Below are 14,058 nucleotides of genomic sequence, written 5' to 3'. Positions count from 1 at the left end.
TTCAGGTATTTTTTTTACTCTGTTCTGATGAAAATGGATCTGTCAGTATCACATCTGCTTTTGCAAGATTCGCATTGTAATCTCTTGCTTCCCGCATAAGATTTTGATAATTTTTCTTCGGAAGTTCCCTGCTCTTTTTTTCATATACCTGTATCCGGGAACCTGCTTCTTTTTCATACAAACTGTTACTGATCCATGGATAAGAAGCCATTCCGATCCCTGCCAGGATCAATCCGATCTGTATTATTTTACGCATGGAGTTTTTTCATCTTTTTTTCTTTTTCCGGTAGTAAACATCATTCCTGTTCCTGCCAGGATCACACCTGCAATCGTAAGCAGATACAGCCCTCTTCCTCCTGTCTTCGGAAGCGAAAAACCTTTTGCATTCTGCACTTCCATTTTCACAAGCGCATTTGCAGAAGCCGGATCAGTGGAAGATTTCTCCATTATTGCATTTGTCCCATCAACTGTTGCAGAAGCCGCTGTAACCTGCACCGAGCTTTCTGTTCCTTTTGCCGAACTGCTTACTACACCTTTTGTCCCATGGATCACAATCTGAAGTGGTTCTTTCAAGAGACTGTATCCCTGATCCGAATGTGTCTCTGTCAGCACGTAAGTATCTCCTTCCAGTCCATGGATCAAGAGCGTTCCGTCCGCTGCAGGTGTAAAGTCTGTTGCTTTATTTCTCTCTTCTTCTTTTCCTGTCACATAGTAGACACCGTCTGTTCCATTCGCCTTTACATAATATCTATCTGTCTGATTCTGCAATACAAACTGTACCTGCGTGGCATCTCCTTTTCCATCTGAAAATGTCTTTTTCAAATGGATTCCATAAGTATAAACAAGTGCCTTATCATCCTGCGTGTCGTAATAAGAGTCGCTTGTTCTTCTCCATTCAAGCGTAACATCGTTTGGATTTCCTTTATCTCCGGTTACAACCGATTCTTCAGATCTGACGGTTGCGGTATAATACACAACCAGATATTTATCCGAATAATTTTCGTTAATTTCTTTTAATCCTTCTTTTGTCATGCCAAGAAGCATCTGGGAACTTTCATCCTCATTTTTCGTATATTCCTGTGTGAATTTTCCTGAATCCTTCGTCCACACTGCCACCGCACCGCTTCCGGCGACATTATCTATATTTGTTGTTGTTGCTTTTTCTGCGGAATCATAAAATGCAAGAACTGCATTTTCTCCATAGCGAAGACCTTTCGCCATTGTATCTTTGAATGTGTATTTACTAAGATAAGTTGATGTGCTTGTAATATGCGGAAGTTTTGATATAAACTGATAATCCAGTGCTGCACCTTCTGAAGCTGTCACCGTGTCTTTGTACCCAGATTTTCCATCTGCCCGGTCCTTTACCTTCTTATCCAGTATCGGATCTCCAGTCTGGTTCTTCGGATAACAGGTCACATCATAAAACCAGCTTTCTCCACCTGCATCCGTCATCGGAAGCTGTACAAACCACGGATCTGTCGTATCGGTAACATCCTCGGGTACTTTCGTCTCTACAAGCAGATACAAACCAAGTTCCAGACCTGCTTTCGTTGTCTTTCCGGTTGTGTCAGTGAGCGTCATCTTCTCTCCGGCTTTTACATAATCTTCCAGACGGTTCTTCGTTGTCACATTATCCGCAAGTGCATTCCTCATGGCTGTCTGAATCTGATCTGCTGTATAATAACAGGTTCCATCTTTTGTCTCTGTGGCTGCTTTCTTCTCCAGACCTAAAATCTTCTCCAAAATATCCGGGATTCCATATATTAGTTTCACATCCCCATTCTTACTGTATGTGTCCACATCTCCGACACGAAGACAGGTAAATTCCACACCTTCCATTGCGTAATCCTTTAACTTGTTCTCTACAGATTCATCTTTCCGCCCGTTTCCCGGTTCTCCTGCCTGTATACCAGCTTTGCCGGCGCCTGTTATATCATACTTGTAAATCGTAAGTGAACCTTTTTTCGATGTGTCTACAATGTGTTCTGCTGCAAATGCGGGAAATACGCTTCCCACTGCCAGTGCAAGCGCAATTACAAATGCACTTAATCTTCTTTTCTTCATAAAATGTTCTCCTTTCCCTTGTCTTGCATTATGGCAATCCCAGGATAATTTGAGAATTGGTTCCAGAGCTACGTCTCTTATAAATACAATCCTCCTTCGAAGAAACATCACTCTCCCATAATTAAACTAACTGTCTTCATCGGATCTTGTTTTGAAAATAAAACACCGAATGTAAGATGCCTTACGGCTAAGAATCACTTTCTGGATTACAGAATGTTCTCCTAAAAGTGAATATAGAATAACACGAGTTTTTCTTTTATGCAAGCATATTTTTTATAATATTTGTCAGCTCTTTCTCCGATATTTTTTCTCCGAATGCACAAAATGCAGAGTCTGCCACTGGCAGTTTCCTCCGTATACCATAACAATATCAGAACCAAAACACCGCACAGACTCTATTCATCTGTGCGGCATCCATATTTTCTCTTATTCTTAGAAAAGACCTGTAATTCTGCCCTCATCATCTACGTCTATACGCTCTGCTGCCGGTACTTTCGGCAGTCCAGGCATAGTCATAATATCTCCGGTCAGTGCGACAATGAATCCGGCTCCTGCAGAAATTTTCAGATTTCTTACTGTAATCTCAAAATCTTCCGGTGCGCCAAGTTTCTTCGGGTCATCCGTCAGACTGTACTGTGTCTTCGCCATGCAGATTGGTGCATTGTCAAATCCAAGTGCTGTAAGCTGATCTGCCTGCTTCTTCGCATTCGCAGTCAATACTGCTCCTTTACCGCCATAAATTTTCTGTACGATCTGGTTGATCTTATCTTCAATCGTTCCTTCCAGCTCATAACTGTAATGGAAGTCACTTGGTTCATCACACAGACGGATTACTTCTTCTGCCAACTTGATTCCGCCTTCTCCACCTTTTGCCCACACTTCGGAAAGTGCCACATTCACACCTGCTTCTTTACATTTTTCTTCAATTAACGCAAGTTCTGCCGGTGTATCTGTCGGGAATGCATTGATTGCAACTACGCAAGGAAGTCCATATACATGTTTAATATTATGTACATGTTTCATAAGATTCGGAAGTCCCTTCTCAAGTGCTTCCAGATTCTCTTCATTAAGCTCCTGTTTCGGAACTCCTCCATTGTATTTCAGCGCACGTACAGTTGCAACGATCACTACCGCATCCGGCTTAAGACCTGCCATACGGCATTTGATATCCAGGAACTTCTCTGCTCCAAGATCCGCTCCAAAACCTGCCTCTGTGATCGCATAATCGGCTAATTTTAATGCCATCTTCGTTGCTGTCACAGAGTTACATCCGTGTGCAATATTTGCAAACGGACCACCATGCACAATTGCCGGAACATGTTCCAATGTCTGTACAAGATTCGGCTTCAATGCATCTTTCAGAAGTGCACACATCGCGCCTTCTGCATGCAGATCATGCGCTGTTACCGGTTTCTGCTCGGACACTTTTCCATATGTGTATCCGACAATCAGTTTACCGAGACGTTCTTTCAGATCCTTGATATCATTGGACAGACATAAAACTGCCATAATCTCAGAAGCAACTGTAATATCATAGCCATCTTCTCTCGGTACACCGTTGACTCTTCCTCCCAGACCATCTGTTACAAAACGAAGCTGTCTGTCATTCATATCCACGCAGCGTTTCCATACGATCTTTCTCGGATCAATGCCAAGCTCATTTCCCTGATAAATGTGATTATCGATCATTGCTGCAAGCAGATTATTTGCCGCACCAATCGCATGGAAATCGCCTGTAAAATGCAGGTTGATATCTTCCATCGGAACGACCTGTGCATATCCGCCGCCTGCTGCTCCGCCTTTCATTCCAAATACCGGTCCGAGAGAAGGCTCTCTTAAAGCAACCATAACCTTCTTATCCAGCTTCTGCATCGCATCCGCAAGGCCTACCGTTGTTGTTGTCTTACCTTCCCCTGCCGGAGTCGGATTGATCGCAGTCACCAGAATCAGTTTACCGTCTTTTGCTTCTGACTTTTTCAGCAGATTATAATCAATCTTTGCTTTGTATTTTCCATACTGCTCCAGATATTCATCCGGGATTCCTGCTTTTTCTGCTATCTTCGTAATCGGTTCCATCGTACATTCCTGTGCAATTTCAATATCTGTTTTCATCGTCATATCCTCCTGATCTGTGTCCTTTTTATCGACAGTTTCTCTCGGTCCTTTATTTTCTCCTGTCTATACAATAGTAGTAAAATAAAGGACAACATCTATCCTTTCGAATAAATGTTGCCCAGACGGTCGGCTTGTCTTTCTAATACTTGATTCCCCTGTGGTTCTCCACAATTATCCGTCAGTAATCAGTACCTATATCTGCCATTTATAATATTATAGAAAAATACAATTGTCAAGACTTTCTCTTTTTTAGTTCTTCCAGTTTTTTTAATGCTTATTTCTTCCCTTTTTTCTGAATCCTTTTTCCTATAATTCTAAATCAGACCGTACCAGATAACGGTATCTCAAAGCTGCTCCTCATATTTCCACTCACTTTTCCCGATGTGGCCCGCCGTCTTTCTGTTATCTAATTTTGTCGTCTATATCCAGAAATTCACTAACTTTTAGTACTGCCCCCCCCCGGATTTTTCAGACATTTCTATTATCTTTCCTATCTTCTCATGTTCTTTCTGGGCAGAATCAAACATTACAACATCCGTATCATAAACCATCTCCTGTATCTCATCTTCTATATCTTTGAGACAGGTAAGAAGCAGCGGATTAAATGCACCGCACTCTCCGTTCAGAATCATCTGCATTGCTTTCTCATGAGAATAGCTTGCCTTATATACACGCTTGCTCACCAGTGCGTCATACACATCTGCCAGTGATACAACCTGTGCACTGATCGGAATATCTTCTCCTTTCAGTCCATCCGGATATCCTCGTCCGTCGTAACGTTCATGATGCCATCTGCAGATCTCTCTCGCTGTCTTCACCAGAGGTTCATCCTGATAATACTGTAACTCTTCCAGAATCTCCACACCAATCACAGTGTGTTGTTTCATAATCTCAAACTCTTCATCTGTAAGCCGGCCTTTTTTATTCAGAATCTTATCATCAATCCCGATCTTACCGATATCATGCAGAGAAGATGCCATCACGATCAGATCACGATCCATCCATGATAAATGATACTGATCCGAGATCTGAACCAGTCTTCCGAGCAATAACTGTGTCAATACATTGATATGCTGCACATGCGGTCCACTTTCACCATTACGGAACTCTACAATATGACTCAGAATTCCGATCATGATCTTACGGCTTTCTTCTTTTGCACGGATTTGTTCTGTCAGAATTACTGTCAGTCTCCGCTGTTTCGCATACAGCTTGATCGTATTATAAACACGCTTATATACAATCTGCGCATCATACGGTCTGCTGATATAATCCGATACACCCATCTCATATGCACGACGGATAAAAGATGTAGAATCTTCACTGGAAATCATGACAACCGGAATCTCTTCGATCATATCTTTTTCATTCATGTGTTCAAGAACTTCAAATCCATCCATGATCGGCATTACAATGTCCAGAAGCACCAGTGATATCTCGCATCCGTACCGTTCCAGGACTTCCAGTGCTTCCTTTCCATTCTCAGCCTCAAGTATATCAAATTCATCTTTCAGCATCTCGTATAAGATCTCCCTGTTCATCTCGGAATCATCAACAATCAGTATCCGCTGGCGCTTTTTCTTCTTTGCGTTCACCTGTGGCAGGCTGTCATCCATGGCAATGGTTCCCCATTCTGCCACGATTGCATTCTTATGTGACTTTGCCTGATACATATAACGGTCCGCACGTGCAATTGCGTCCCGGATCTGCTCTCCCTGAGCCATAACCGCTCCAACACTGGCGGAAATCCTGTTTCCGATACTCTCCGGCATCTCCACCAAACAGATCTGTCTGCGGATATCACGAAGCTTCTGTTCAAAAAACTCTTCCGATATTCCCGGCATAACCAGCAAGAACTCATCACCGCCATAGCGAATCAGGGCATCTGTCTTACGGATCATCTTCTTGATTACAGCAACTTCTGTCTTTAAAAATGCATCCCCGATATCATGTCCGTATGTATCATTTGCTAATTTGAAATCATCCAGATCGAACATTGCAACTCCGGCATGCATGGATTTCTTCTTGATCTGGTCTTCATAATATCTGCGGTTGTATGCTCCTGTCAGAGCATCCGTATACAATGCTTCATAAAATGCTTTCGTATCTTTGATCTCATCTGACTGAGCAATGTCTGCTCCATTTCCCAGATTCTGTATCATCTCCAATACACAGGACTGCCCGTCAACTTCCACATACTGTGCAGTTACCTCATATAGTTCTGTGCCTATATATTTCAGCTTTGTCTTCCGTGCTTTCTCTTTCAACGCAACTACGGAAACACAATCGTCGCAGTATTTCCCTGCGCCAAGGCATGACTCTTTCCAGTAGTTTTCGCCTTTTCCTGCCTGCGTTGTATTTTCTTCTTTGAGTTCTTCTGCACTAAGCAGTCGGACTTTACTGTATATCCGTCTAAAAATCTCCAATTGTTCTTCTGCCTGTTCTTTTGTCAGCCTTATCTCTGATAACTGTGTATCCATTTATTCTCCTTTTAGCCGTTCCGGCTTTTAATTCTGTTCCTGCTGCCACTCCCTGATTGCTTCTACTGTGATCTGATACTGTTTCTGTACCGCTGCAAACTGTTCTTCATACCCTTTGAGCTCACGATCTCTTAATGCCTCTGTTAGTTCAGCGCTCACTTCGTATAACTTCTGAAAGCCAAGATTCAGACATACTCCTTTTAATGTATGTGCACCTCGAAAAGCTGTCTCTGCATCTTTTGCTTCAATGCCATCTGCGATCATCTGGTAGCTTCCGTCACTTAAGAAACTTCCTGTAAAACGTTCTACCAGCGCATCGCTGCCCATTCTCTGCAGAACATCATCATAACTTGCTCCCATTTTTTCATAACACTCTCTTATATCCATCTCTATGTCCTCCATTACTCTGATTTTCTATAAAAAATGATACGAACATTCTGTATATCTGTATTCTGTCCATGTTCATGCATTTTTTTGCATATATATACAATCATTGTATACCAAAATCCGTCTTACCTCAATCTTTTTCGACATTTTCTGCTATCGTTTAAACCAACGTACAGACTATGGCCTGTCTGTAATTTTTTCCCGGTTTTCCTTATATTTCTCACTACAATATCTATAATCCAGAATCCAAAGGCAATCCCAATGCAGGTTTCCGCTATAACCGTTAGATGCTCAAATGCGATTGCATATTTTCCGGCAACCATCCCCGCCATCATATAGTAAAGACGTGCTCCCGGCATCAGTGGAAAAACCGAACCTGTCAGGAACAACGTTGAAGGAGATTTCATGAGTCTGGACATCATATACGCATAAGCTGCCACAAAGCAGGACGATATAATAACTGAATAGAAATTATTTCCATTGCATGCAAATGCAAGCAAATAGATTCCCCATGTAATGAATGCGCCGATTCCGGAATATACCATCCTTTTTCCGCGGATGCCAAACCAGCTTGCATATCCTATACAGCCTATTGTGCAGGATACAATCTGTATCCAGACACTTGGATTTATCACAAAATGATCTGTGCCGTTCCATTTCATCAACATCATGGCAAGTGCAATTCCGAAAGCAATTCCAAATGCTCCCAGCAGTGAATTCATGATTTCCAGAAAGCCGGATATAAAATTTGCCTGCATTACGTCCCTGATTCCGTTAATCAGACCAAGTGAACTAACAAGCAGCATTACAACACCAATCATGATCCAGTCCGGATGCCCCGTAATTCCTGCCCGGAATGCCAGAACAACAAATACTTCTGACAGAAAAGAAAGTATCAGATTGTAGATCAGGAGATTTTCTTCCCGCTTCTCCAGCCATTTTCCAAAGAACACGATGAACACGGACAGCACCAGCGCTATCAGCGCGTCTCCGAAATTACATCCAAAAAACACCGCAAAACTGGTACCTCCAACAAGCTGCGCAAGAACGATTATCCATGCTTTCTGTGTTGGTGCGTCCATAATTTCCCGATATCTTTTCTGCAATTCTTCATCGTCCGGTCTGTTGGTGCATATATATCTGGATAACCCGTTTAATGCATCCAACCGGTCATAATTGAATCCTGTCGTCTCGACATGACGAATCTGCGTGATCATTTCATGCTCTTTTGTTTCCACCGTGATCTGAATATTGTTCTGTATCACAAATACATCCTGCCGAAGGAAGCCATAGCTTGCACACATGCGATCAATACTGTCCTGCACCCGGTAGATTTCCGCGCCTGTACACAGTAGCGATTCGCCAATATCCATAATTCCCTGAACGATTTTATCGTAATTCACAGGTATTTCCCTTTCTATTGTTTTCAAATTCTATATATTACTTACAAGCTTTTTCCATCAGCGACTGTTATCCAAAATTTTCGAATAACTGAATCATCCTCATGTCCGGAGGTCTATTAACCGTGTTCTCTGCTCATCACCGCCACCGTCTCAACATGGTACGTATTCGGGAATAAATCTACGCAGGAGATCTTCTCCACCTTATATCCTCTACCCTGGATCATCTCGAGATCTCTGGCAAGGCTGGTCGGTTTACAGGCAATATATACAAGACGATCCACGCCGAAATTTAGGATCTTCATCAGCGCTTTTGGATTCACGCCGTCACGCGGTGGATCAAGCATAATAAGATCTGGCACTTCGCCCAGTTCATCAATCACTTTCAGCACATCACCTGCCCAGAATGTGCAGTTATCAAGGCCATTAAGCGCAGCATTTTCCTTCGCCGCTTCAACCGCTTCTTCCACAATCTCCACACCAACAACTTTTTTTGCTACCGGTGCAAGGATCTGCGCAATCGTTCCGGTTCCGCTATACAAGTCAAAGATAACCTTCTCATTGATATCTCCAATGTACTCTCTCGCTGTCTCATACAGCACTTCCGCTCCCAGCGAATTTGTCTGGAAGAACGAAAATGGGGTAATCTTGAATTTCAGCCCTAACAGTTCTTCATAGAAATAATCCTGTCCATAGAGCACTTCCGTTCCTTCATCTTTTACTACATCAGCAACACTGTCATTTTTTGTATGCAGGATACCTGCCATTTTACCATCGAGTTCCAATTCCAGAAGCTTTTTCACCCATGTATCCAGAAATGCCTGTGCATCTGTTTCCGTTGTCGTTACAAGATCTACTAAAATCTCTTCTGTTTTCACAGCTTTTCTTACAAGCAGATGGCGAAAATATCCGGTATGTCTCATGCGGTGATAATATAGAAGTCCCGACTCCCTTGCTGCCTCTAATGTACAGTCAAGAATCTTTCGGTAATCTTCGTCCACAATCTGGCAGTCTGTCACATTGACAATATCATGAAAACTGCCTCTTTTATGCATACCAAGTGCGATTGGTCCATCTTTATACTCATCTCCAAAAGAGAACTCCATCTTATTACGATATGCCTGTTTTACCGGGCTTGGTTTTACTCCCTCCCAGACATACTTGCCATTCACAGCTTCATCCATCATTTTCTTAATCTGTGACTCTTTCATTGCCAGTTGTTCTTCATATGGCAGATTCTGATATGTGCAACCACCACACTGTCCAAAATGTGGACAAACAGACGGAATCTCTTTCTCTGATGGCTTCAGCACTTCCAGCAGTCTTCCTTCTGCTTTCCCTTTGCGGATCTTATTTACTGAAAATCTGATCTTCTGTCCCGGCACTGTATTTTTCACGATCACGGTACGATCTTCTTCCGGCAGAAATACTTTTCCTTTATTTGGAAAATCTACCTCTTTTACGATTCCTTCCCAGACCTGTCCCTTTTTCATGTTTTCTATTCCTTCCTGTTTAAATAATACTTTTTTTGATTCATTCTATCTTCTTGATTTTCATCCCACAGGATTACTTCTGTTCTTTATATTTTGCGATCAGTATTGTTCCTGCTTTTTCTACCCTTATCTGGTCTACACTCTTCACATACTGATTAAACTGTGCATATCCATAGTCATTGATCTTAAAATCTTTGTATTTTTCATAAATACGGTTGCCCAGTGTGCTCAACTCAATTCCCTTCTCTCCGGCATTCTTCACCAGATTCTGTACATACCGGTCAACAACCGTTTTCTTTCCATGATTTTCTTTCAGAGAAACTGCAACGAACTTACCTTTTTTTACAAGCTCCAGTTTCGGAAATTCTTCCAGAAATTTGGAAAGCATGTTGTAGCCATAGCTTCGCACATCAAAATCCGGATGCAGGCTTACAAGGCGGCTTCCGACTTCGCCAAGTCCTGTCTGCTTATTGTTATCATCATTTTCCAGTATCATCTTCACAATGTCTTCTTCAATCTTCTCTTTGCTCAGACCTTCCCGTGGTGTCTCTGTTCTTCCCGGTTCCTGTTCATTTAACAGGTTTTCTAAAATAGTAAATTTATCACACGCCTTGCGAAACGGCTCCGGCGTTTTATTTTCACCCATACCGATCACATTCTTCCCACTTTCACGAAGTCTGCTTACCAGTCTTGTAAAATCACTGTCACTGGACACAATGCAGAATCCATCTACATCATTCGTGTACAAAATATCCATTGCATCAATGATCATTGCAGAGTCCGTTGCATTTTTCCCCTGTGTGTAACTGAACTGCTGGATCGGTGTGATGGAATTTTTCAAAAGTTCATCTTTCCAGCTTGAATGCTGTGTACTTGTCCAGTCTCCATAAATTCTCTTATAAGTAATATTGCCGTAACGCGCAAGCTCTGTCAAAATCGGTTTGATATATTTTGCAGATACGTTGTCCGCATCAATGAGTAATGCATAGCATTGTCCGTCCATATCTTAAGATCTCCTTATCCCGAAATTCGTTCTTATCTTTTCCCTGCTATAACGAAAAAACTTTTTTCTCTCACTATAGCAAGAAAAAAAGCAGGCAAAAAACCTGCTTTTCTTTTACTTTTTTGTAAGACTTATACCTGATCTTCGTCATTGAAGAAATCATCATCGAAATCATCCTCAAAATCATCTTCAAAGTCTTCCAGATAATCTGGCGTAAAGAAGCAGTATACTGCATAGGCGATTCCTGCTACTGCTGCAATTGCACCTACGATTGCCAGCGCCCATAATACGTTCTTACACTGCTTATCTTCTTCCTTTTTATTCACCAGCTCGCTTAATTTGGTTGCTGCAATAAGTTCATCTACTCTACTCATGCTCCCACATCCTTTCTCGTGATCTCACGCGATTCAATTATTGGTCTTATTATAACACTATCGTTTTCAGATTACTATCTTTTTATGTTAAATTTTCCGAAGTTTTGCAAACATTGCAAACATTTTTTTCGTACCTGCGCTGTCAAAATCAACTGTCACTTCGTAGTCTCTTCCGCCTTTCACAAGTGCCGTCACAGTTCCTTCCCCGAACTTGACATGCTGAACGCGATCGCCCACATCATAACCCGGTCCGTCTCCCTTTGGTGTGCCAAATTCTTTTGCAGGTTTCGCTGTGGAAAATGGATTCGATGCCGCAAATGGTTTTGTGTGAAATGCCTGTTTTGCCTGCATATAAGCACTTGCTTTCGCTAGTTCTTCCACTGGCGCTTCTTTCTTGAAAATACCGCCTGTACTTAAGAGTTCCATCGGAATCTCTTTTAAGAAACGGGATATTTTATTATACTGTGTCTCTCCGCGGATCATCCGTCTTCTTGCACAGGTTAATGTCAGTTCCTCCTCCGCTCTTGTAATTCCGACATAACAGAGTCTTCTCTCTTCTTCCAGTTCTTCTGGACTGTCTGCCGTAATTGTCATATAGCTTGGAAATATTCCATCTTCCAGTCCTGCTAGATATACGTGTGAAAATTCCAGACCTTTCGCGCTGTGAAGTGTCATGAGCACAACATAGTCAGTGTCTTCATCCAGACTGTCAATATCCGCAACCAGCGCAACCTCTTCCAGAAATCCATTCAACGTAGCCGGTTCGTTATTTTCTTCGCATGTTTCTTCATATGTCGCGATCTTGCTTCTAAGCTCGTCAATATTCTCAATTCGCGCTTCTGCTTCTTCCGGCCCCTCTGCCATAAGACTGTCAATATAACCTGTAACATCCAGAATCTCCTGCATCAGATCGGACAGCGTCATATCTTTTGCATCCACTTTGAAATGTTCAATCAGTGCAACAAAGGATTCTAATTTTGAAAGTCCTCTTCCAATATTCGGGATTGCATCTGCAGAAAGAAGTGCATCATAAAATCCGATATCATATGCTGCCGCATAATCCTGCACACGGTTAATGCTCGTAAGACCGATTCCTCGTTTTGGTACATTGATCACACGACGGACAGCAAGATCATCTTTGCCATTGTCGATCGTCTTCAGATAGCACAGCAGATCTTTGATCTCACGTCTTGCATAGAAGTTGATTCCTCCGACGATCTTATATGGAATATTCGCTGTGACAAATTTCTCTTCAAATATACGCGACTGTGCATTCGTCCGGTATAAAATAGCATTATCATTATAAGTGCCATTTCCTCTATCTACCTGTTCTCGGATATCATCTACGATAAATTCGGCTTCATCATATGCGGTATCAAACTGGCGAAAACGGATCTTATCGCCTTCGTCATTATCTGTCCACAATGTTTTGGCTTTTCTTCCCACATTGTTGCTGATCACAGCGTTCGCCGCATTCAGGATATTCTGTGTAGAACGGTAATTCTGCTCCAGTTTGATCACTTTCGCATCTTCAAATACTTTTTCAAAGTTCAGAATATTTTTAATGTTCGCGCCACGGAACTTATAAATGGACTGGTCATCGTCTCCTACTACACAGAGATTTCTGTACTTTGCAGCAAGCAGCCGGATCAGTTCAAACTGTACAGTATTCGTATCCTGATACTCATCTACCATCATATAACGGAAACGTTCTTGATAATATTCCAGAACATCTTTCTGCGTCTGGAAAAGCTGTACTGTCTTAAAAAGCAGATCGTCAAAATCCAACGCATTATTTGCGCGGAGCTGTTTCTCATATTCTTCGTAAACATCTGCAATTTTCCGCTGTGCAAAATCTCCACCCGCATTCAGCCGGAACTCTTCCGGTGTGATCAGTTCATTCTTCGCCTGGGAAACTGCACTCATAAGTGCACGCTCTCTGAAACGTTTTGTATCAATCTCCAGTAGCTTGCAAACATCTTTCATCAACGTCTTCTGATCATCTGTATCATAAATCGTAAAATTTGTATCATATCCCAGCAGTTCAATATGACGTCTGAGAATCCGCACACACATCGAATGAAAGGTACTTACCCAGATGCTTTCTGAACCGAATCCAACCAGCTGGTCAACTCTGTCCCGCATCTCACCTGCTGCCTTATTCGTAAATGTGATTGCCAGGATATTCCACGGATTTACGCCCTGTTCTTCGATCAGATATGCAATCCGATGAGTCAGCACTCTTGTTTTCCCGGAACCCGCACCGGCAAGAATAAGAAGTGGACCTTCCGTTTGAAATACGGCTTCTCTCTGTGGTTCATTTAATGTATCGTAAATACTCAAAGTTCTTAATTTCCTTTCTTGTCAGACATTGCTTTATGTTCTTTCAAAATCTCATTATGCAGTGAAACCGAATCCCATTCCTGATTAGAAGGTGTGAGAACTGCTTTTAACGGCACCTGCACTTTTTCTTTGCGCATCATAAATAGTGCTTTGTCGAGGGACGCCTCCGATGCCGGACATAAGATAAGCATCTCGTCTGTAAATGGCTCTTCGCCGTCCGTTTCTTCGCTCTTTGTCTCCTCATCTGTTTTGCCCTCTGCCAGTTCTCCTACCGGAATATGATATTCTTCCGGCAGAATATGACGCACTATAAACCCGAGATAGCTGAAAATCATTCCTAGTTTTCTTCCTTTTTTCGTTCCTTTTAAATTGTAGCACAGTACCGTCTGTCTCATT

At 42.2% G+C, this 14,058-nt stretch carries 11 protein-coding genes and 1 riboswitch; all 11 genes read right to left on the bottom strand.

What is annotated here, in order from left to right; genetic code table 11:
• Window position 1 precedes the first annotated feature (1 nt).
• Window positions 2-256 carry a hypothetical protein gene (locus H8S07_RS14340; protein ID WP_243175943.1) on the bottom strand — a complete coding sequence of 85 codons (255 nt, stop codon included), beginning with the start codon at window positions 254-256 and terminating at the stop codon, window positions 2-4.
• A complete protein-coding gene (locus H8S07_RS01605; protein ID WP_186855298.1) occupies window positions 244-2,067 on the bottom strand; it encodes a SpaH/EbpB family LPXTG-anchored major pilin in 1,824 nt (607 codons plus the stop codon). Before H8S07_RS01605 ends, H8S07_RS14340 begins: the two co-directional genes overlap by 13 nt.
• A gap of 432 nt (window positions 2,068-2,499) precedes the next feature.
• A complete protein-coding gene (locus tag H8S07_RS01600; RefSeq protein ID WP_186855297.1) occupies window positions 2,500-4,185 on the bottom strand; it encodes a formate--tetrahydrofolate ligase in 1,686 nt (561 codons plus the stop codon).
• Window positions 4,186-4,291: 106 nt separating this feature from the next.
• Window positions 4,292-4,378, bottom strand: a riboswitch (ZMP/ZTP riboswitch).
• A 247-nt stretch (window positions 4,379-4,625) separates the two neighbouring features.
• Window positions 4,626-6,662: a diguanylate cyclase gene (locus tag H8S07_RS01595; protein WP_186855296.1), complete on the bottom strand. Its 2,037-nt coding sequence runs from the start codon at window positions 6,660-6,662 to the stop codon at window positions 4,626-4,628.
• A 27-nt stretch (window positions 6,663-6,689) separates the two neighbouring features.
• Entirely contained in the window at window positions 6,690-7,049 is a 360-nt protein-coding gene (locus tag H8S07_RS01590) for an Hpt domain-containing protein (protein ID WP_021861436.1), read from the bottom strand.
• Window positions 7,050-7,174: 125 nt separating this feature from the next.
• A complete protein-coding gene (locus tag H8S07_RS01585; protein ID WP_186855295.1) occupies window positions 7,175-8,452 on the bottom strand; it encodes a threonine/serine exporter family protein in 1,278 nt (425 codons plus the stop codon).
• Window positions 8,453-8,568: 116 nt separating this feature from the next.
• Complete coding sequence (gene rlmD / locus H8S07_RS01580; protein ID WP_118288446.1) at window positions 8,569-9,942, bottom strand: 23S rRNA (uracil(1939)-C(5))-methyltransferase RlmD; 1,374 nt, start codon at window positions 9,940-9,942, stop codon at window positions 8,569-8,571.
• A 73-nt stretch (window positions 9,943-10,015) separates the two neighbouring features.
• Window positions 10,016-10,945 (bottom strand): NYN domain-containing protein, encoded by a 930-nt coding sequence (locus H8S07_RS01575; protein ID WP_021861443.1) that lies wholly within the window; start codon window positions 10,943-10,945, stop codon window positions 10,016-10,018.
• 131 nt (window positions 10,946-11,076) lie between these two features.
• Complete coding sequence (locus tag H8S07_RS01570) at window positions 11,077-11,319, bottom strand: hypothetical protein (RefSeq protein WP_021861444.1); 243 nt, start codon at window positions 11,317-11,319, stop codon at window positions 11,077-11,079.
• 87 nt (window positions 11,320-11,406) lie between these two features.
• The gene (gene pcrA, locus H8S07_RS01565) at window positions 11,407-13,662 is read right to left on the bottom strand and encodes a DNA helicase PcrA (RefSeq protein ID WP_021861445.1); all 2,256 of its coding nucleotides are present in this window, start codon (window positions 13,660-13,662) and stop codon (window positions 11,407-11,409) included.
• Between the two features lie 5 nt (window positions 13,663-13,667).
• Window positions 13,668-14,057, bottom strand: a complete 390-nt coding sequence (locus H8S07_RS01560) for a DUF3783 domain-containing protein (protein WP_186855294.1) — start codon at window positions 14,055-14,057, stop codon at window positions 13,668-13,670.
• Between the last annotated feature and the right edge of the window lies 1 nt (window position 14,058).

The organism is Dorea hominis, assembly GCF_014287705.1.
Classification (GTDB): Bacteria; Bacillota; Clostridia; order Lachnospirales; family Lachnospiraceae; genus Dorea_D; species Dorea_D hominis.
This window is presented reverse-complemented; position numbering and strand designations above follow the sequence as displayed.